The 21,724-nt window shown below is 30.7% G+C and carries 22 protein-coding genes and 1 pseudogene; 9 read left to right on the forward strand and 14 right to left on the reverse strand.

The genetic code is table 11. From position 1 onward, the window contains the following. The first annotated feature begins 47 nt into the window (after positions 1–47). The 6 genes from IPK18_06240 (at position 48) to IPK18_06265 (ending at position 3,223) form a co-directional block, all read left to right on the forward strand. Complete coding sequence (locus IPK18_06240) at positions 48–896, forward strand: tyrosine-type recombinase/integrase (GenBank protein QQR99105.1); 849 nt, start codon at positions 48–50, stop codon at positions 894–896. 68 nt (positions 897–964) lie between these two features. Next, complete coding sequence (gene raiA / locus IPK18_06245; protein QQR99106.1) at positions 965–1,264, forward strand: ribosome-associated translation inhibitor RaiA; 300 nt, start codon at positions 965–967, stop codon at positions 1,262–1,264. Positions 1,265–1,370: 106 nt separating this feature from the next. Then, the gene (locus IPK18_06250) at positions 1,371–2,225 is read left to right on the forward strand and encodes a M23 family metallopeptidase (protein ID QQR99107.1); all 855 of its coding nucleotides are present in this window, start codon (positions 1,371–1,373) and stop codon (positions 2,223–2,225) included. A 16-nt stretch (positions 2,226–2,241) separates the two neighbouring features. Next, on the forward strand, positions 2,242–2,646 hold the full coding sequence (locus tag IPK18_06255; protein QQR99108.1) for a polymer-forming cytoskeletal protein: 405 nt from the start codon (positions 2,242–2,244) through the stop codon (positions 2,644–2,646). Continuing rightward, positions 2,609–2,836, forward strand: a complete 228-nt coding sequence (locus IPK18_06260; protein QQR99109.1) for an AtpZ/AtpI family protein — start codon at positions 2,609–2,611, stop codon at positions 2,834–2,836. Before IPK18_06255 ends, IPK18_06260 begins: the two co-directional genes overlap by 38 nt. Before the next feature lie 147 nt (positions 2,837–2,983). Beyond that, a complete protein-coding gene (locus tag IPK18_06265) occupies positions 2,984–3,223 on the forward strand; it encodes a hypothetical protein (GenBank protein QQR99110.1) in 240 nt (79 codons plus the stop codon). An 8-nt stretch (positions 3,224–3,231) separates the two neighbouring features. Here the strand turns inward: IPK18_06265 and IPK18_06270 are convergent, their stop codons facing one another. The 11 genes and pseudogenes from IPK18_06270 to IPK18_06320 form a co-directional block, all read right to left on the reverse strand. Further along, positions 3,232–5,037 carry an acetate/propionate family kinase gene (locus tag IPK18_06270; protein QQR99111.1) on the reverse strand — a complete coding sequence of 602 codons (1,806 nt, stop codon included), beginning with the start codon at positions 5,035–5,037 and terminating at the stop codon, positions 3,232–3,234. 81 nt (positions 5,038–5,118) lie between these two features. Then, the gene (gene dut / locus IPK18_06275; GenBank protein QQR99112.1) at positions 5,119–5,553 is read right to left on the reverse strand and encodes a dUTP diphosphatase; all 435 of its coding nucleotides are present in this window, start codon (positions 5,551–5,553) and stop codon (positions 5,119–5,121) included. 39 nt (positions 5,554–5,592) lie between these two features. Beyond that, positions 5,593–7,059: a polysaccharide biosynthesis C-terminal domain-containing protein gene (locus IPK18_06280; protein QQR99113.1), complete on the reverse strand. Its 1,467-nt coding sequence runs from the start codon at positions 7,057–7,059 to the stop codon at positions 5,593–5,595. A gap of 111 nt (positions 7,060–7,170) precedes the next feature. Then, positions 7,171–7,452 carry an N-acetyltransferase gene (locus tag IPK18_06285; GenBank protein QQR99304.1) on the reverse strand — a complete coding sequence of 94 codons (282 nt, stop codon included), beginning with the start codon at positions 7,450–7,452 and terminating at the stop codon, positions 7,171–7,173. Between the two features lie 7 nt (positions 7,453–7,459). Further along, positions 7,460–7,669: a (4Fe-4S)-binding protein gene (locus IPK18_06290; protein ID QQR99114.1), complete on the reverse strand. Its 210-nt coding sequence runs from the start codon at positions 7,667–7,669 to the stop codon at positions 7,460–7,462. 33 nt (positions 7,670–7,702) lie between these two features. Next, positions 7,703–8,281, reverse strand: a pseudogene (locus IPK18_06295) (DUF1211 domain-containing protein). A gap of 42 nt (positions 8,282–8,323) precedes the next feature. After that, entirely contained in the window at positions 8,324–8,815 is a 492-nt protein-coding gene (locus IPK18_06300) for a 4-diphosphocytidyl-2C-methyl-D-erythritol kinase (GenBank protein QQR99115.1), read from the reverse strand. Further along, the gene (locus IPK18_06305) at positions 8,815–9,792 is read right to left on the reverse strand and encodes a Dam family site-specific DNA-(adenine-N6)-methyltransferase (protein QQR99116.1); all 978 of its coding nucleotides are present in this window, start codon (positions 9,790–9,792) and stop codon (positions 8,815–8,817) included. Before IPK18_06305 ends, IPK18_06300 begins: the two co-directional genes overlap by 1 nt. Before the next feature lie 64 nt (positions 9,793–9,856). Then, a complete protein-coding gene (locus IPK18_06310) occupies positions 9,857–10,735 on the reverse strand; it encodes a pirin family protein (protein ID QQR99117.1) in 879 nt (292 codons plus the stop codon). A 79-nt stretch (positions 10,736–10,814) separates the two neighbouring features. After that, the gene (locus tag IPK18_06315; GenBank protein ID QQR99118.1) at positions 10,815–11,408 is read right to left on the reverse strand and encodes a Crp/Fnr family transcriptional regulator; all 594 of its coding nucleotides are present in this window, start codon (positions 11,406–11,408) and stop codon (positions 10,815–10,817) included. A gap of 72 nt (positions 11,409–11,480) precedes the next feature. After that, positions 11,481–11,870, reverse strand: a complete 390-nt coding sequence (locus IPK18_06320; protein ID QQR99119.1) for a DUF1398 family protein — start codon at positions 11,868–11,870, stop codon at positions 11,481–11,483. 110 nt (positions 11,871–11,980) lie between these two features. Here IPK18_06320 and IPK18_06325 point away from each other — a divergent pair, with 110 nt between their 5' ends. Further along, complete coding sequence (locus IPK18_06325; GenBank protein ID QQR99120.1) at positions 11,981–13,255, forward strand: DUF2851 family protein; 1,275 nt, start codon at positions 11,981–11,983, stop codon at positions 13,253–13,255. Between the two features lie 64 nt (positions 13,256–13,319). Further along, positions 13,320–13,529, forward strand: coding sequence for a PspC family transcriptional regulator (locus IPK18_06330; GenBank protein QQR99305.1), 210 nt, complete (start codon positions 13,320–13,322; stop codon positions 13,527–13,529). A gap of 11 nt (positions 13,530–13,540) precedes the next feature. Here the strand turns inward: IPK18_06330 and recQ are convergent, their stop codons facing one another. Continuing rightward, on the reverse strand, positions 13,541–15,745 hold the full coding sequence (recQ, locus tag IPK18_06335; GenBank protein ID QQR99121.1) for a DNA helicase RecQ: 2,205 nt from the start codon (positions 15,743–15,745) through the stop codon (positions 13,541–13,543). A 172-nt stretch (positions 15,746–15,917) separates the two neighbouring features. On the opposite strand from recQ, the gene IPK18_06340 reads away from it, so the two are divergent. After that, positions 15,918–17,000, forward strand: a complete 1,083-nt coding sequence (locus tag IPK18_06340) for a mannose-1-phosphate guanylyltransferase (GenBank protein QQR99122.1) — start codon at positions 15,918–15,920, stop codon at positions 16,998–17,000. Between the two features lie 2 nt (positions 17,001–17,002). Here the strand turns inward: IPK18_06340 and IPK18_06345 are convergent, their stop codons facing one another. Further along, entirely contained in the window at positions 17,003–18,898 is a 1,896-nt protein-coding gene (locus IPK18_06345) for an amidophosphoribosyltransferase (GenBank protein ID QQR99123.1), read from the reverse strand. A 90-nt stretch (positions 18,899–18,988) separates the two neighbouring features. Next, complete coding sequence (gene infB / locus IPK18_06350) at positions 18,989–21,700, reverse strand: translation initiation factor IF-2 (GenBank protein QQR99124.1); 2,712 nt, start codon at positions 21,698–21,700, stop codon at positions 18,989–18,991. Positions 21,701–21,724 lie beyond the last annotated feature (24 nt).

The raw sequence follows: 21,724 nt of genomic DNA on the forward strand, positions 1-21,724 counted from the left end.
AAAGTATTTTGTAATTTCCTATTTCATTTGAAGTACGGAAATATATTATGCTCAATTCTTTCTTAGATTACCTACGTTACGAAAAAAGATATTCTTCACTTACAGTACTTGCTTACCAAACAGATTTGGAGCAATTTCAGGATTTTCTGAGTGCTGAGTTTAATGATACTTCTATTCAAAAAGCATCTTATCAACAGATTAGAGCTTGGGTAGTATCACTTACAATAAAACAAACAAAAGCGAGTAGCTTAAAAAGAAAAGTTTCTGCACTCAAGAGCTTTTATAAGTATTTGCTTAAAAAACAAATTATCAAAGATAATCCTGCAAACAAAATTGTAACACCAAAAATGCAGGAACGATTGCCAAAATATATTGAGCAAGACAACATCAATCAATTACTAGACCAAACAAAAGAGCAATTCTTTTCCGAAGATTACAAAGGAAAACAAGAAAAGCTAATCATAGAAATGTTGTATCAAACAGGAATGCGTAGAGCAGAACTGATAAACCTACAATGGAAAGATGTAGATTTCCATCAACAACAAATAAAAATTACAGGAAAAGGTAATAAACAAAGAATAGTACCAAGTTCCGTTTATTTACTAAACCAATTGCAAACATTTAGACAAGAACAAAAAGATTTTTTTTCTAATGATGTGCACGATTATGTTTTTTTAACAGAACAACAGCAACCTCTATATCCAAATTACGTTTATAGAATAGTAAAACATTATATGAATTTCTGTACAACAGCCACCAAAAAAAGCCCACACGTACTCAGACATAGCTTTGCCACACACTTGAGCAATAATGGTGCGAAACTGAATGATATAAAAGAATTGATGGGACATTGCAAGTTTAGCATCTACGCAAGTGTACACACACAACACAATTGAACAATTAAAAGAAGTTTATAAAAATGCTCATCCAAAAGCATGATTTTTTCACTAATAAAAATTACACAATGAAAGTAGAAATTCAATCCGTACATTTTAATGCAGACGCAAGTTTATTATCATTCATCAACAAAAAAATGAATAAGCTAGAAACGTTTTATGACAAAGTAATTGGTGCTGATGTTATTTTAAGCTTAGACCAATTGGGTACGCAAGTAAAAGACAAAGTGGTAACGATAAAAACTATAGTGCCAGGAAATGTACTCATTGCCAAAGAAAAAAGTAAAAAATTTGAAGAAGCTGTTGATTTAGCAACAGAATCTATCAGAAAACAAATTGAAAAAATAAAAGGAAAAAACCAGAGTTAAATATTTTTTTATAATATTAAAATTTGCCTGAGTAATATGCTCAGGCATTTTTATTTTATTCTGTAGAATATCATTATATTTACATAGTAATTTGTTACACACAGCAATGAAACAACAAGAAGAAGGAAAATGGAGGCAATGGTGGAATAAACTAAAAAATGTTTATAGACTACAACTTGTAGAAGAAAAAACATATGATGTCAAATTTGTTCTTGAGCTAAATAGATTAAATGTAATTACACTTGCTGGTATATTAATTGCAATATTTACAGCAATAAATTTCTTGCTAATTGCATACACACCACTCAAGCAATATATTCCAGGATATGGTTCTGCAAATAGTAAGAAAGAACTAGTAGAATTAAAATTAAAAACAGAAAACCTTGAAGATAAAATTGCCGCTAACGAAAAATATAATAGCAATTTAAAGAATATTTTAAAAGATAAGATAAAAGTAGCCAAACTTCAAGATGATATCCAAAAAGTAAATATAGACTCTAATATGTTGACTAATTTGAGTAGAAATGAAGCAAAATTTATATCAGATATAGAAAAAGGATTGAAAAATGCAGAACTGTATGATAACCTAAGATATAAAAACCAAAATAACATACTAAAAACCTTGCACCTTAATCAAGTTTCAGAGCAAGCAATTGCACAAAAATATTCTAAAACAAATACTGCAATTGCTTATCAAGCACTAGCAAATGCACCAATTTATACATCATTAGATGGAAAGATAATAAGTATAGAACAAAATACAGCAAATAATACATACACAGTACTAATTCAACATGCTAATGACTTGATTTCTAAATATAAAAATATTAACACAATTAAATATAAAATAGCTAACTTTGTAGAAGCAGGAGCTGTATTAGGCAAATCAGATGATAAAAACAATCCACAATATGAATTGTGGTACAAAGGTTCTCCTATCAATCCTGAAAAATATTATTAATATTAAAATATAATATATGTTTGGTAAAAATACAAATGCAAATCAAAATGGAAGTTTAGTTGCAAACCATATAAATGATAATACAACAATAAATGGCGACATACAAGCAAACAGCGATATGCGTATAGATGGCAATGTGAAAGGTAATGTTGTTTGTACATCAAAAGTTGTAATTGGCAAATCATCAAAAGTAGAAGGCAATATTAAGTGCGCAGATTTGACGATAGAAGGAGTTGTAAAAGGTGATGTAATTGCAGAAAATGTATTACATTTTAGACAAACTGCTACCTACGAAGGCAATATAAAATATGGTAAATTAATTGTTGAAGAAGGTGCAAACATAATTGGTTCATTATTGCAAAACAGAAAAAATGTATCTATAAATGAAACCAAAACCACCAGCCAACAACAAATCGCTTAATGCGCAGTTATTAGAGTTTAGTGGCATGGCATTTGAAATGCTAGTAATTATTGGCATATTTGTATTGCTCGGAAGATTTATAGATAAAAAAATAACACTCGAACTTCCTATTTTTACTATTATTTTAAGTTTAGTTGGACTAGCTGCATCATTTTATCAAATATTTAGAAGACTACAAAAAAACGAGTAGAATATTGCTATGTCTGTTGTAAAAAAGTGGTTACTTACCTTGCTCATTTTATTGTTATCTTTTTATTTGTTGAGTAATACATTGCCTCAATTAAAAAAATGTATTATTTATTTTAATGTAATGTCTTTTTTTATCTCAATAATATTTATGTTCATCAACATATTAGCAGAAAACCAAACAGCATCAGGCAAACTAGCATACACATTAGGCTCAATCGGAAACAAGTTTATATTATCTATCATAGCATTTATTGGATATTTTTATACCTTGTACAAAGGCACTAAAATAGAAATCTTAACAGCATTTGGCATTTATTTTACCTATTTTATTATATCTTATTTATTTTTATTTCAACTAGGAAATAAAAAGATATCTAAGCTCAAGTAATGATGATTTTATATTTTCTTATCATGCAAAACACATGATAAGTTGCTTGGCATAAGCACGCCACTTTCGCCAGATTTTAATTCTGCAGCATTGCCTTCATCTGTGTCAATATGCATTTCGAGTTTGTATTTATCAGAAACTCTAATCAATACATTTTTGAAAGTAAGCGGACGCTCATCATCATCAATATCTACACTAACAATATCTTTATCTTTTACACCAAAAGTTTCAGCATCTGTTGGGTGCATATGTATATGCCTCCACGCTTGTATCACACCTTCAGCAATTTGAACTTTGCCATGTGGTCCTTCAAGCGTAATTCCTGGTGAGCCTTTTGTATTTCCACTTTCGCGAATAGGTGCATCTAATCCTAAGAAAAACTCATCAGTTCTTGATATTTCAACTTGATCTTTTGGTCTTAATGGTCCAAGTATTCTCACATTATCAATTCTATTTTTTGTACCAATAAGATTTACAGTTTCATTCGCTGCATATTGCTCAGGTTGCGATAGTGGCTTAAATTCTGTAAGCTGATAATCTTTTCCAAATAATATGTCTAAAGTTTCTCTACAAAGATGAACATGTCTTGCAGATATGGCAATAGGTATTCTTGGTAGCACATTTACTTTATTCTCTTCTTCAATAATTTTTTGAGTATCCAAAGCAATAGCTAATTCCTCATTTGTTTTTACAGCCAAAATTTTTACTCTAGATGTTTCATCCTGAAGTTCAATGACTGTTTTATCATCCGTTATTTTTTCAAATTTGTTTTTATCATTATCTAAATGAATTCCCATAAATGCCAAACGACCACAAACTCTATTTCTAATTTCAGCAGCATTTTCGCCAACACCACCCGTAAAAAGTAAAATATCAATGCCACCCATAATTGCAGCATATGCGCCTATATATTTTGTAATTCTGTGCGTATATACTTGAAGCGCCATTCTACAATCTTCATTTCCTTGCTCAGCTTGTTGCAAAATATCGCGCATATCATTGCCAATGCCACTTAGCCCAGCCAATCCAGATTTTTTATTTAATAATTCATCTATTTGTTCTATTGACCAATTGTGTTGCTGAGCTAGTGATAAGATAATTCCTGCATCAATATCGCCAGAGCGTGTGCCCATAACCAAACCTTCTAGTGGTGTCATGCCCATAGATGTTTCTGCACTACGTCCATATTCTACAGCACATACACTTGCACCATTGCCCAGATGACAAGATACTATACGCAGTTGTTTAATATCTGTTTGTAGATATTCGGCAGCCTTGGTACTAACATACTGATGTGATGTACCATGAAATCCATATCTTTTTATTTGATATTGCTGAGCAACATTTTTGTCTATGGCATATTGTTTTGCTCTATTGGGTATTGTTTGGTGGAATGCTGTATCAAAAACAGCAACTTGAGGTACACTATCAAATATTTTTGAACAGGCTCTAATTCCAGCTAAATTCGCAGGATTGTGTAAAGGCGCTAATTTTATAAATGCTGCTATTTCTTGTTCTACAGAAGCATCAATCAATGTTGGTTGAGTATATTTGTCGCCACCATGCACTACTCTATGTCCAATAGCAACAATATTTAAGTCATTAATGTGTTGTTTTAATTGTTGTAGACAAAAACTTAAGATAGCATCAAACTCTAAAACACCATTATAACTAATTTCATTTTTGTTGATAGTAATTTTAGGTTGATTGAGAAGACGTTCTGCTCTAAGTATTAGTACAGTTTGCTTAGATGTGGTATCAATAACATCAGCTTTCAAAGAAGAACTACCACAATTAACAACAAGTATATGCATAAAAAAATTTTTGCAAATATATCTTGTTATAAGCTACTTAACAAATATAAGATATGAATTTATAAGAATGTAATATAATGATTATTTTACGCCAGTGTGTCCAAAGCCACCTTCGCCTCTTTCTGTTTCGCCTAATTCATCTACTTCTTTTAAAGTAACTTTCTCGTATTTGGCAATTATCATTTGTGCTATGCGCTCTCCTGTATTAATAACAGTGGTTTCGTTAGAAAGATTAATCATAATTACTTTTATTTCACCTCTGTAATCAGAATCTATAGTACCTGGTGAGTTTAGTATTGTTAATCCTTTTTTTAAGGCAAGTCCGCTTCTTGGTCTTACTTGTGCTTCGTAGCCATCAGGTAGTTCTATCGATAATCCAGTAGGAATTAATGCTCTTTGTAATGGTTTTAGCATAATAGGTTCTGTAAGATGTGCTCTTAAATCCATACCAGCAGAACCTAATGTTTCGTATGCTGGCAACTGATTATCTGACTCATTAACTACTTTTATTTTCATAATTCTTTATTTTATTCCTTACAATACAAATATAAATATCTAATTGGTAATATTGGTTATCGTTTTGTTTTTTTCTACTTTATAAACAATACCAGAATAGGTGCCTAAAATGAATACAGACAACAATACTTGAAAAAACAAATTTGGAATGTGTTGTTCTATCACCATTTTATAGATGACAAAAATAAGCATGGTAATGGATAGATAGAGTCCAATTCTTTTATAGGCATATGGAATTGGAAAATACTTTCTTTCTAACACATAACCAACCAATAACATAACAACATAACAGGCTAATGTAGACCAAGCTGAACCAACATATCCAATTTTAGGCACTAAAATAATGTTTAGAACCACAGTAACTGATGCACCAATAACTGAAATTATAGCACCAAAATATGTTCTGTCTGTAACTTTGTACCAAGTAGATAAATTGAAATAAACGCCTAAGCACATATTGGCCAATAATAAAATAGGTACAATAAATAATCCTTGAAACAATACTTGCGCAGTTGGTGTGTACCAAATAAAAAAAGCTTTAAATAATGGCATTAGTGTAATGATAGCTAAAAAAATGAAACAGGCACAGATAATATAAAACTTCATCATTTGTGCGTACATATCTCTATTATTTTCTGATGATGCCTCTTTAAAGAAAATAGGTTCTGCAGCAAAACGATAAGCTTGCAAAAACATAGTAATTGGCATGGCAAACTTATAGTTGAAACTATAAATACCAAGATGTATTTTATTGGTTATGGTATCATAAGGCAATAGTTTGGTCATCATGGCACGGTCTAGCATTTCATTTGTCATTCCTGCTAAGCCAACCAACATAACAGGCAAACCGTAGATGAGCATTTTTTTATACAATTGAGTATCAAAAGAAATAGAAAGTTTTGGAATTTGAAATAATAGAATAATAAATGTAAGTACACTGGCAATCAGATTTGAGATAAATATGTATTCTACTTTAGGTATGTTTAGTTTGATGTTTAAATATGGTAAAACAATAAAAAATATAATATTTGAAAATATAAACAATAAGATATTTAGTATTTTAAAAAAGGCAAACTTAAGTGGTCTGTTTTGTGCTCTTAATGATGCATAAGGTAATGCACAAAACACATCAAACACCATAATGAAAGCGAATATTTTTATAAGCTGCGCAGATTCTTCAACAAAGTTTTGTATTGGACTAATTCCTAAAAAAACAAACAATACAAATAATAAAGTACAGCCAATAACAGAAGAAAACGCTGTAAAAAAGGCATTGTTTTTTGAGTCTTCTTTGTGGAGGAAACGAAAGAAAGTTGTTTCCATACCATGCGTTAGAAATACTAATAGAAAACCAGCGTAAGCATACAATTTACTATATACACCATACTCTTCAGCAGAAATGTAACGGATTATAAATAATCCGAACAAATAATTGATAAACCGAGCTAAAATACTACTAACACTATAGGCAGCAGTTTCTGAGGCTAATTTTTTCGCTAAACCCAAAATTTTATTTTAGGCAAAAGTAATCATTTTAATTATGAAAACATCATACCACGATGATTGTTAGCTTAGATTAAAACAATAAATATTGAATATTTTTTCTGAAAAACGAGACTAAAATTTTACATCTTGGATAGATGCATCTTTTTCAAATTGTGCCTTAGCAAATGGACATAAAGGCATAATTTTTATATTGTTTGCTCTAGCAAAATCAACAGCACTCATTACTAGCATTTTTCCATATCCTTTGCCTCCAAAAGCATTTTCTACACCAGTATGGTCAATAATAACTTTTGATGTACCTGCCCATTGGTAAGTCATTTCTCCAGCAAAGACATCATTTTCATAAATTACAAAACGACCTTCTCTGCCATCTTCTTCACGTTCTATTTTTATATTCATACTATTTTTGTTTTATGCTTAAAGCACCAGAAGGACATTTTGCTACTTGCTCCAATAATTGTTCAGATGTTGCATTTTCTATTTTTATCCAAGGCTTTTCTTTTGGATGATATACTTGTGGTAATGTTTTTACACACATACCAGAATGTGTACATTTTCTATCTTGCCACAAGATTGTGATTTCGCCATTTGTATATTCTTTTTCAGACATAATATTTTATTTAAGTATTATAAATATAGTATTTTATTGTGACAAATGTTTTTCTATTCTAGTGTCTGGTATTAGCCAAACGATGGCAACAACGGTGTAGCATGCAGCACTAATTATTGGCATAAAAAAAGATAGACAGATGCCTGAAAAATATAAAAATAATGACAAAATCTCTTTTTTCCTGTCCTCTAATGCCATTCCAATAACAGACTAACGACCTTCAAATTTTATTGCTACTCTTTCAAGAACAATGTATGCAAATGCACATAATAATAAGTTGATTCCATATAATGCTACTGGATTTTTATCGAATTGATTTTCTCCCATCCATGCTGTTGTAAATGGTATTAGTGATAGTGCAAACAGTAAAAATAAATTTGCCCATAAAACTTTTCCATTAACTTTTTCAATGGCTTGAAATAGATGATGATGATTGTTCCAATAAATGCCTACATATATGAAACTTAAAATATAAGATAAAAATTTTGGTATGAGTGGCTTTAAGCTTGCAAAATCTGAGCCATTTGCTGGTGCTTTCATTTCTAAAACCATGATTGTGATAACGATGGCTAAAACACCATCACTAAATGCTTCTAATCTTCCTGTTTTCATTATTTTAAAAAAGATATGTTACTATGATGTTTTTATTGGGTTTTATTTTTCGAATGTGTTATTTGCCCAAGTAAAAAATTCTGTTAGTGAAAATACTAGTACATTTTTGTTTTCGTTATTCTTAGTTGTATAAAGTTTTTTTGACACAGCATCTTTCAACCATTTTTTAGCACCTGACTTAAAACCATTACCATCAATCAATATTATAATATTGTTTTCAGGCATTGACTCAATAGTATTTAAATATAAATAGGGTAGTTTTTCATCAACAGAACCAGGAGATTGTTGCCATTTACATTCTATTCTTATTTTTAATTTATATTTTTCTGACAAGAGCAAAAATTCTGTATTTCCTTTATGTCCATAAATTGTTGTAAATGGCACATTTTTTAGCAATAGTTCTTTCCCATAATTTTCAGGATTCTCGTCCCATTTTCTATACATTTCGATCTCAAAACCTTTTGAAAATAATACGGTTTGAACTGCTTTTTCGAGTTGCGTTCCTGTAATATTAGTTTTTCTTCCCTTTTCCATTAATAGTTTGTTACAACAATTTCTTTTAGTGAATTTCTCTTTTTTCCATTTGAGTTTATTGATCTTCTTGCATCTACTCTTGTAATTTTATAGTTTGAGTAAATCATATCAAAAAAATCATCTTCTATGTTTGTATTTTTTGGATCTGAGTTGCTTAGCATTAGTTTAAGTCCTTTGTTATCAAGTTCATAAAATAAGCTGGCAAGTTGCAATTGTTCATCATCATCAAAATTAAATTTGGAATATGATGTAAATGATGATGTTGAGCTAATTGGTCTATACGGTGGATCGAAATATACAAAGGCATTTTGGGTTGAGATGTCTTTTTTTATTTCTTTAAAATCTGCTTTCTTTATGATTGCAATACTAAGTAATTTAGCAACATTTATTAGATTCTCTTCGTCTAATATTTTTGGGTTTTGATATTTACCTTGTGGCGAATTAAATGCACCTTTGGAATTAAATCTAAATAATCCATTAAAACAAGTTTTATTTAAAAAAATAATTTGTGCAGCTCTTGGAATCCAATTTTCAGAATATTTTTCATAGTCTATATTAAATCTATTAAGATTAAAACCTTCTCTTAATTCATAATAATATTCTTTTTGTTTTTTTTCTGATTGTTTTTTATATACTTGTTCATATTTTGCTAAGAATTCAATCAATTTTATTACATCTTTTTGAATGACTTTGTATGTTAATATTAATTCTTCATTTATATCATACAAATAAGCATTTTCAATATTATATGTCTGTGCAACATCAAAGAAAACTGCTCCGCCACCAACAAATGGCTCATAATAATTTTTTATTTTATTTAATTTTAATTCTAAAGGATATAGGTTATAGAATTGATCTAATAGTTGTCTTTTCCCACCAACCCATTTAAGAAATGGTTTTGCAATGTTTCTATTTTCACAAACAATAGTTTGTATATTCTTTATTTTGGGAATATTTTCATAATTTATTAGTTTCATATTTAATTCTAGAAATCAAATATACAACTTTCGAACTATAGTCGAAAGTTGTATATAGAATAATTTAGTCTGCTAAATATCCAAACTTACCTTGATTGAAATCTACAAATGCTTGAGCAATTTCTTCTTGTGTATTCATAACAAATGGTCCATGTGTTGCAATTGGTTCATTAATTGGTTCGCCACTTAAGACCAATACAACACTATTTTCTGAAGCTTTTACATTAAAAGAATCTCCATCGTTTGCCATTAATGCTAAATGGTTAGTTGGTACATTTTCTGTATCATTTATTACAATACTTCCTTCAATTACTAATAATAATGTATTATAAATTGCTGGAAAATCTAGTTCAATTTGAGTACCACTATTTAGTTTTGCATTGTACATATTTAATGGTGTAAATGTAGATGCAGAACCATCCACATCTTTATATTTTCCTGCAATAACTTCTATTTCGCCACCATTGTTTTCTATGACATAACGATTAATATCTTTGTTGCTGATAGCTTGATATTTTGGCGTACTCATTTTGTCTTTTGCTGGTAGATTTACCCAAAGTTGTACCATTTGAAATTCGCCACCTTTTTTGCTCCATTCTGTTTCATGATATTCTTTATGCAATACGCCACTGGCTGCTGTCATCCATTGTACATCGCCTTCGTCAATTATACCACCACCACCACTACTATCATGATGTTCTACTCTGCCTTTGTATGCTAATGTTACTGTTTCAAAACCACGATGTGGATGCACACCAACACCTTTTGGTTTAAGTGCAGGTTGAAATATGTGTTTAGATGCATAATCTAACATAATGAATGGATCTGTTCTTTTCATGCTTAAACGGAACTCATTAGGTACAAAATTATGTACTCTAAATCCGTCTCCAACCCAATGTGGTTCTCTTGGGCTTGCTACCATTTCTACTGTTCTTTGTTTCATAATGTTTCTCCTTTTTATTTTTTTTATACTGCAAAGCTATAACCATATTTTTCCTTACACATTGATGTATGGTAAGAACTTAACGATTCATATTTTTATTGGCTAATTCTTTTCGAACTCTGCTTAAACTCTCTGGTGTGATGCCTAAATAAGAAGCAACCATTAATTGTGGTACACGCAATAATACATCTGGGTATGTTGTTGTAAATTGTAAATATCGTTCTTCAGCATTTTCGCTTAGCAACATCATAATACGATTTTGTAACGAACGAATGTTGTTGTGTAACATACGTTGATTAAAATCACTAAAATTTGGAATATCTTCTTCCATCTTTTTGAATGAAACATCATCAATCATTGTTACTCTTGTATCTTCTAGTGCTTGAATATAATATTTTGAAGGCTGATTGAAGAAAGTGCTTTCTCGGTCTGCAAGCAACCAAGATTCTGGTGCAAAATGTAGTATATGTTCTTTGCCTTTACTATCAATAGAATATTGGCGCAATAATCCTTTTTCTACGAAAAAAATATGTTTGCAATATTCGTTGCTACGCAATAGAAACTCATCTTTCTTATATTCTTTAACGATACAATTTTGTTGTATTGAAAGAATTCTTTCTTCGTCAATATTTAGTTTTGACGCTAAATAGGTAATGAAACTGATTTGATTCATGCTCAAACACTTAAGACCAAAAATTAAGAATGTTAGTAGTTAATAGTAATACAAATAAAGGAAAAAATTTGCTTATTGTGGAATTTTTTCCGACAATATTTTATTTTTCATTTTATCGTAATAAGTGCAAGTATTCTCGTTTAAGTCAACTGTCCATTTTTCTATGCCTGATTTTGCACAATCATTACAAAAAGTGGCATAATCTGTTTTACCTTTTTGGTGTTTTTTTAAAGCAGATTTGAATTGCTCAACATCAACATTATTTGAAATAATAATACTTTCATGCTTTTTTCCAGTTGATACGGAATAATCATTATTTCCTAAAAAGGTTGTATTTCCATCAGCAACAAAAGTTTCATAAGATGAAACGCCAAGTTTTTTAATTACTTGAATATATGCTGGAAAATCTGCACCAGATTTTACTTGTTGGTGTGCTGTTATTATTTCATCTAATGTGAACATATGTTTGATTTTTATGGAACACAATTTTTATAAAAAAATGAAATTATAATAATTTTTTATGGAATTTCTTAAGTTTTCCGTCTTTATTATAACTGAAATGCTAAATCGATATGAAAGAAGAACTATTACACTATGTTTGGAAGCACCAATTAATTAAATTTGATTGTCTACAAACAACAAATGATGAAAGAATTGAAATATTGTATGTCGGAAATTACAATACCAATGAAGGCGCTGATTTTTTAGAAGCTAGATTAAAAATTGACAACACACTTTTAGTTGGAAATATTGAAATACACTTATTTGCATCAGATTGGAAAAGACACCAACACCAAGTAAATAATAAATATAACAATGTAATTTTACATATTGTATGGATAAATGATGAGCCATTAGAATATGTGCCAACATTAGAACTTAATGGTAAAGTTTCACAACTATTATTACAAAAATATGCCTATCTGATGCAACATAGCACGCCAGTACCTTGTGCCAAAAGTTGGAATGATATAGAGCATATAAATATTGTAAACATTCAGGAAAGAATGTTATACGAAAGATTGGAACATAAAAGTGAAAAAATTATTGTACAATACAATTTACTTAACAAAGATTGGTTGCGAACAAAATATTATTTGCTTTTGCAAAGTATAGGTACAACGATAAATAGTTTTGGATTTGAGCAATTAGCACAAAGATTAGAATATAAAATTCTGATTAAACATGCTGATAATTTATTACAAATAGAAGCATTGTTGTTTGGTACAGCAGGCTTTTTAGAAGCTAGATTTTTGGAAGATATATATTATAACAAACTAAAAAATGAGTATGCATTTCTAAAAGAAAAATATGGTTTAGTATCTATGAATAAATCGATTTGGAATTTTTTAAGAATGCGACCTGCAAATTTTCCGACAGTAAAAATTGCGTTATTAGCAAAGCTAATCTATCATTCGCCACAGTTATTTCACTTACAAAATGTTGATGATACAAAGGATTTTTTATCTACGATAGTAGCATCAGAATATTGGAATACGCATTATCAATTTGGAAAGAATAGTAGTTTTTTGCCTAAAAAATTTGGAGAAAAAAGCATTCAGGCATTGCTTATTAATTATAATATTCCTGTTTTTTATACTTATCAAAAATATTTTGAGCAACAAGATGTTTTGCAAGCATGTATTGAAAGTTATGAAAAAATGAGTTTTGAACAAAACCATAAGGTGAAATATTTTTTAGAATATGAACAAACGAAAACAGCAGCAGACAGTCAGTTTTTATTAGAATTGTACAACGAATATTGCTCAAAAAGAAAATGTATGCAATGTAAAATTGCCTATCAGATATTGAAAAATGAAACAAAAAATGTGGAGGCAACAATATGATTTTTTGTATATTTACAATAGTATGGTACTTGAAAAACCACTAGAAGTATTGAAGCAGAAAAGCATACGTGATGCTATAGAATTTAGTGTGTATGGTGTTTGTGCATACTTGGGTAGAAAAATGTCCATTCCATCAAAAAGAGTGCGTTTGTTTTTTATATATGCTAGTTTTTTAGCATTGGGTTCGCCAATTATATTTTATTTGATATTTGCTTTTGTTTTTAATTTAAAAAATATGATAAAAACAAAAAGGAATCCAGTTTGGGATATATAAAAAATGTAGAATTAGTTGGCAACGTCACTTATAAATTTGATACGAACTAATTGAATCTCTTCAAATTCAATATCATCTTCTTTCAAAACTTTGTGAGCTAGTTTTAAGTCTGTTGTGTCAGCTGATTTAAAATAGTCAAAAATTTCTTCAATGATATCTTCGTCAATTTTATCATTTAGGTAATAATCAATATTTACCTTAGTACCAGAATTTACAATAGTTTCAAGCTCAGCCACCAAATTATCTAAACTCATATTGAATGATGAAGCAATATGCTCTAATGGCATTCTTTTATCAATTGCTTTTATAATATTTATTTTGGTATTGGAGTTTTTGTCAGCACTTTTTATCGTAGAAAAATCAGAGAAACGTTCTATATTATTTTCTTCTACATACAATTCTATTGCTTTTAGAAAATCTTTTCCATATCGTTCTGCTTTTCCTTTGCTCACACCATAGATGTGCGACAATTCTTCAGTAGTTATTGGAAAAAATGTAGCCATATCTATCAAAGAAGCTTCTTGAAAAACAATATCAGTTGGCACTTTATGTTGTTTAGCTATTTTTCTTCTTACATCTTTTAAAATGTCCAAAAGTTTTGGTTCTAATACATTGTTGTTTTTTTGTGTTAATGTAACAATGTCTTCATCATCTTCACTTTCTTCAAATTTATGATTGATAACACCTTTAATATTTTCTGGTTTTTTTAGGAATTTTTTTCTTTTTTCAGTGAACTTTAAAACACCAATAGCTTCAATTTCTTTTCTTACTAAGTTTTCTAATATTATTTTATTTACCACAGAACTCCAGAAAATCATGTCTTTTTCTGAGCCTTTTCCAAAAACTTTTATTTTATCTAGATTTTTGGTCGTAATCTCAGCAGACTTTCTTCCTACCAATATATTTACTAAGTTTAGTGCATTTGTTTGCTCATTTGTTTGTTCCAAAGCTTGAAGTGCCAACAACACATCGTCTTTAATTTCAATAGGTGTTTTAGGTTTCAAACAATTGTCGCACATACCACAATTATTTATTTCTTCTCCAAAATAATGCAAAACCACTTTTTTTCTGCATTCTGCACTTTGAGCAAAGGTTTCTACCTCATTTAGTTGTTGTACAGCAATCTCTTTTTCGGTAACAGATTTTTCTTTATTGCTCAATATATATTTTTCAAACTTATGAATTTCTTTAGGCGAAAAATAGGTAATACATTCGCCTTGAAGTCCATCTCTGCCTGCTCTTCCAGTTTCTTGATAGTAGTTTTCTAAAGATTTTGGCACGTCAAAATGTATTACAAAACGCACATCTGGCTTGTCAATTCCCATTCCAAATGCAATTGTTGCTACAATAACTTGTACTTCTTCTCGCAAAAAATTATCTTGCCTTTCTGTTCTTGTATTTGCATCTAAACCAGCGTGGTATGCCGTTGCATTTATGCCGTTTACAACCAATATTTCTGCAATTTCTTCTGTTGTATTTCTGCTTAAACAGTAAACAATGCCACTATTTGTACCTTGTTTTTTTATGTATTTTATAATGTCTTTTAATGCTTCTTGTTTGCTTGGTTTAGGTTTTATTTCATAATAAAGATTTTCTCTTAAAAAGGATGAAATAAATACGCGATGATTTACTAAGCCAAGAGTTTTTACAATATCAGATTGTACTTTTGGTGTTGCTGTTGCTGTTAATGCAATGATTGGAATATTTTGCTCAATTTCGTTGAGCATTTGACGTATTTTTCTATATTCTGGTCTAAAATCGTGGCCCCATTCTGAAATACAGTGTGCCTCATCTACAGCAACAAAAGATATTGGAATTGTTTTTAAAAAATCTATATTTTCCTGTTTAATCAATGATTCTGGTGCAACATAAAGTAATTTAGTGATACCTGATGTGATATCTTTTTTTACAGTAGCAATTTGAGCTTTGTTTAATTGAGAATTTAAAAAGTGAGCAATATTATCTACATTGCTGTAGCCTCTTATTAAATCTACTTGGTTTTTCATTAATGCAATTAATGGAGAAACAACAATTGCTGTACCTTCTGATAGAATTGCAGGCAATTGATAACAAAGAGATTTTCCTCCACCAGTTGGCATAATAACCAAAGTATCTACCTTATCTAAAATACTTTGTATAATTTTTTGCTGTTCGCCTTTAAACTTATCAAATCCAAAATGTTGCTTTAGATTTTCTTCTAAATTATGATTATCCATTCTTTGTTTATTCGTGAATACTATTTGCTATTCTTAGGTAGCAAAAGGTATATAAATATAATCAAAAATACAAATATTTACAGGCATAAAATAAAGTCTATTTTTATAGAATTTTTAATTAATTGTATATCTTCGCTTGTAATTTTGAACGCTTTGTTTAATTTGATTTAATATGAACAACAATACTTATGTAGCAATTATGGCTGGTGGCATTGGAAGTAGATTTTGGCCAGCAAGTAGAACTGCTCTTCCTAAACAATTTTTAGATATATTAGGTACAGGAAGAACACTGATACAGGGCACATATCAACGATTTTTAAACTTATGTCCTAAGGAAAATATATTTATTCTAACTCACGCAGATTATATAGATTTAATTAAAGAACAGCTTCCTGATATAACCGATGAACAGATATTGGCAGAGCCAGCAAGAAAAAACACAGCACCTTGTATTGCTTATGCATCATTTAAAATAAGAAAAATAAATGCGAATGCTAATATTATTGTTGCACCATCTGACCATATTATAGAAAATGAAGCAGAATTTGTGCGTATTGCCAAATTAGCATTAGATTTTGTATCGAAAGAGAATGCTTTGATAACTTTGGGCATTAGACCAACAAGACCAGATACTGGCTATGGCTACATCCAATATTTGGAAGAAGCTGCTGCCGAAGAAATATTTCCGGTAAAGACATTTACAGAAAAACCAAATAAAGAAGTTGCAGAGCAATTTGTAGAAAGTGGTGATTTTTTGTGGAATGCAGGAATTTTTATTTGGAATGTAAATAGCATAGTTGGTGCTTTAGAAAAATTACTTACTGAAGTTTATGATGCATTTTTAGAATCAGAGAATGATTTGTGTACAACAAATGAAAGAACAGCGATAGAGAAAGCATTTATTACATCTCCAAGTATTTCAATAGACTATGGAATATTAGAGAAAGCAGATAATGTTTATGTTGTTCCATCATCATTTGGTTGGAGCGACTTGGGTACTTGGGCATCACTATTTGCAGAAAAAGAGAAAGATTATTACAATAATGCTGTAAATGGCGAAAATGTAGTTGTGTATGAGGCAAGTAACAACATTATTCATATTAATAAAAATAAACTAGCAGTAATTTGTGGCCTTGAAAACTATATTGTAGTAGATACTGATGATGTGTTGCTAATATGTAAAAAAGACGAAGAGCAACGCATAAAAGAATTTACTTATGACATTAAGAAAAGTAAAGGCGATACGTTTTTGTAGACTTAGTAAGCTCTATCGTTTCTGCCTTCCATGTAATTGATAAATGCTTTTAGTGCAACTTTATTTCCACCAGCAGTTGGATAATCTCCTGTAAAATACCAATCACCAAGATGATTTGGGCAAGCTGTATGTAAATCTTCTATTTTTTGATATACAATTTCTACATCAGAAAAGATATGCTTTGGTTTTACAATATTGCCTATTTCTTTTGATATTTCTTCGTATGTAAATGGTGCATAAACTTCTTTTACCAAGTTGTTCATTTCAGAAACTGGCTTAAGCAATTCTTCTTTACATTTTTGGTAAATATCTTGTAGTTGTTTGTCTTTTTGTTTTTGTTTCCAAAGATTTATTGCTGCTTGGAATGCCACGAATGTGCCCATTTTGCTCATATCTATACCGTAGCAATCTGGATATCTGATTTGTGGTGCTGATGATACTATGATTATCTTTTTTGGCTGAAGTCTATCTAACATGGTTAGTATACTTTCTTTTAATGTGGTGCCACGCACAATAGAATCATCTAAGATGACAAGTGTATCTTGATTGTTTTGCACAACACCATAGGTAACATCATATACATGGTGTACCAAATCATTGCGAGAATTATCTTCAGTAATAAATGTTCTCATTTTTACATCTTTAATGGCAATTTTCTCAATGCGTGGCATAATTGCCAAGTCTTTTTGTAATTGTTCTGAAGATATTTTTTGTTGCTGAAAGCTATTTATTTTTTGTTGTATGTGTTCTTTCTGAATTTCTTCTACCATGCCTAGAAACGCAACTTCTGCTGTATTTGGAATGTATGAAAAAACAGTATTTTTTAGGTCTGATGATATTTTATTTAGTATTGTTGGAACAAGTAATCTTCCAAGCATTTTTCTTTCTTGATAGATTTCAAAATCGCTACCACGTGAGAAATAGATTCGCTCAAAACTACATGCTTTTTTTTCTTTTGGTGCTGAGCATTTTACTTCGCCACAGCTGCCATCTTTTTTTATTATTAATGCATGCCCTGGTTGTATTTCTTGTATTTTGCTTCTGTGGATGTTAAAAGTAGTTTGTATTGCTGGTCTCTCAGAAGCAACAACAACAACTTCATCATCTTTATAATAAAATGCTGGTCTGATGCCATTTGGATCTCTGATAACAAAAGCATCGCCGTGTCCAATCATTCCTGCCATGGCATAACCGCCATCAAAATCTTCACAAGAATTTTTTAATATATTACTAATATTTATATTTTCAGCAATTAGATTTGTAATGTCTGCATTATTGAATTGCTGTGTTTTGTATTTCCTGAATAGTTTTTGATTTTCAGAATCTAAGAAATGCCCAATTTTTTCTAAGACAGTCATTGTATCTGATTTTTCTCTAGGAAACTGACCAAGGTTCACTAGGTTATCAAATAGGTCATCTACATTTGTAAGATTAAAATTTCCTGCAACTAAAAGAGTTCTTGTTTTCCAGTTGTTTGCTCTAACTCTTGGATGGCAATTGCTCATATCATTTCCACCATGTGTACCATATCTTAGATGTCCGAGCAATAGCTCGCCCATAAATTCGTAGTTCTGTTTTAGGTGTTCGCTATCGTTGAGTAGTAGTTTTTCTTCTTTGCCAAGGTCTTTGAATTGAGCAAATATTTCTTCAAAAATTACTTTAATTGCTTGTTTATCTACACTTCTTTTTCTGTCTATGTATGCAAAACCTGGTTGTGTATCTAATTTTATTGTGGCGATTCCAGCACCATCTTGTCCTCTGTTGTGCTGTTTTTCCATGAGTAAGTACATTTTACTCAGGCCATAATGCATATCGCCGTATTTTTCTTTGTAGTAGCTGAGTGGTTTTAGTAGTCTTACTAAAGCTATTCCACATTCGTGTTTTATTGCATCACTCATTTAAGTGTACAAAAATACATTTTATGTGTAGATAATAAAAATTTTATCTGTTATCTTATGAAAAAAATAAGTGATATATTTTTGTGTAGATTAGTTTAGCTTACGCTTAACTTCAACATGTTCGAATGATTCAATAACATCGCCTTCTCTAATGTCGTTATAATTTTTAATTTTTATACCACATTCGTAGCCTTTTGTTACTTCTTTCACATCATCTTTGAATCGTTTTAATGAGTCTAATTCGCCTTCAAAAGCAACAATTCCATCTCTGATGATTCTTATTTTGTTTGCTCTAATGATTTTTCCATCAGTTACATAACAACCAGCAATAGTACCTACTTTACTTACTTTAAATACTTCTCTTACATCCACATTTCCTACTATTTTCTCTTCGTATTTAGGTTCTAATAGGCCTTCCATCGCAGATTTAACTTCTTCGATAGCATCGTAAATGATTGAGTAATGTTTGATTTGTATATCTTCTTTTTCTGCAATTGCTTTTGCATTTGCTGATGGTCTTACTTGGAATGCAACGATAATGGCATCTGATGCTGATGCTAATAATACATCTGATTCAGAAATTTGACCCACACCTTTGTGAATGATATTTACTTTTATTTCTTCAGTAGATAGTTTTAATAATGAATCACTAAGTGCTTCTACCGAACCATCCACATCACCTTTTATAATTAAATTTAATTCTTTGAAGTTGCCTAATGCTAAACGTCTACCTATTTCATCAAGAGTAATGTGTTTTTTAGCTCTTAGTCCTTGTTCTCTTAGTATTGTAGCTCTTTTGTTTGCTATTTCTTTTGCTTCACTTTCTTCGCTATATACTTTTAATTTGTCTCCAGAGTTTGGTGCGCCTAATAAGCCTAATACTTGAACTGGTGTTGATGGTCCTGCTTCAGTAATTCTTGTTCCACGTTCGTTGTACATTGCTTTTACACGTCCGTAGTATTGTCCTGCTACCATTACATCTCCTATTTTCATGGTGCCTTCTTGTATCATTACTGTAGATACATAGCCACGTCCTTTATCTAAGCTTGCTTCGATTACTGAACCAACGGCATATTTATTTGGATTTGCTTTTAGTTCTAAAAGTTCAGCTTCTAATAGGATTTTTTCAAGTAATAAGTCAATATTTGTTCCTTTTTTAGCTGATATTTCTTGAGATTGGAATTTTCCGCCCCATTCTTCAACTAAAATATTCATTTCAGATAATTGTTTTCTGATATTATCTGGATTTGCTGCTGGTTTGTCGATTTTGTTTATAGCAAAAATCATTGGTACTTCTGCAGCTTGCGCGTGACTAATTGCCTCTCTTGTTTGTGGCATTATATTGTCATCTGCTGCTGCTACAATGATTGCAATATCAGTAAGTTTAGCACCACGTGCACGCATTGCTGTAAATGCTTCGTGACCTGGTGTATCTAAGAATGTTATTTTATCTCCTTTTGCTGTTGTTACTTCGTAGGCACCAATATGTTGTGTTATTCCGCCCATTTCACCAGCAACTACGTTTGCTTCTCTAATGTAGTCAAGTAATGAAGTTTTACCATGGTCTACGTGTCCCATTATGGTAACAATTGGTGGTCTTGGTATTAAGTCTTCTTCATTATCTGTTGATTCGTCTTCGTCTATTTCTACTTCTTCTAATGAAGTGAATTGGATTTCGTAACCGAATTCGCTTGCTACAAGTTCTATAATTTCAGCATCTATTCTTTGGTTGATAGATACGAAAACACCTAAGCCCATACATGAACTAATGATTTGTGTTGGTGACACGTTCATTAAGCTTGCTAGTTCTGATACGGTGATGAATTCTGTTACTTGTAAGATATTTGTGTCTTCTGCTCCTTCTTCTGCTCTTTTTGCGTGTTCTTCTCTTTTTTCTCTTCTATATTTTACGCCAGATTGCTTAGTTTTTGAACCAGCAAGTTTTGCCATAGTGGCTCTTATTTTTTCATTGATATCTTTTTCAGATACTGTTTCTGTTGTTTCTTTTGTAGTTTTTCCAGCAGGTCCTCTTCTGTTGTCTTTTCTAAACCCGTCTGTTTTGCCTGGATTTGTTTTCTCGAAAGTTTTAACGTCTACTTTGTTAGCGTGTATTCTTGCTCTTTTCTTTTTTTCCTCTTGTTTGGCGTCTTCTTTCTTTTTCTCGTCTTCTTTTCTTTGTTTTTCTTCTTTTCTATATATCTGTTCTGGGCTTTTTTCTTCTTTTAAAGAAATTTTGCCTAATATTTTTGGACCAGATAGTTTTTCAGCTTCAGCTTTTATTACGGTGTCTTCTACAGGAGTTTCTACAACAGGAATTTGTTTTACTTCTTCTACGTCTATAGTTTCTTCTACTTTGTTATCCTCGAAAATATCTAATTGAATTTTTTCAACTTCTGTAGTTTTTTCTACTGGTGCAACCTCTTCTTGTTTCTTAGCAGTTGATTTTTTTGTTTCTTCTTTTTTTGGTTTGTTACCATCAAGGTCAATTTTTCGAATTACTTTAGGTGTTTCTACTTCTACCTTTTGTCTTACAACAACTTCTTCTTCAGGTTTTGTTTCTATTACTTTTTCTTCATCTTCTTTTCTTTTGCCAATATTTAGCTGTTCTGCTTTTTCTTTGATGGCAATTGATTGGGAAAAATCTTTTAACAACACATTATATTGCTCTTCTGATAGTTTTGTATTGGGCTTGCTGTCAATATCTGGGAATCCATTATTTTGCAAATGTTCTACAATGGTGGCAATACCCACATTGAGCTCTTTTGCGGCACTGGCTAGTCTTAATGTTTTTGTTTCGGACATAATCTGTTGTAAAAGTAATATTTT

Source organism: Sphingobacteriales bacterium (assembly GCA_016699615.1).
Lineage (GTDB): Bacteria > Bacteroidota > Bacteroidia > Chitinophagales > JADIYW01 > JADJSS01.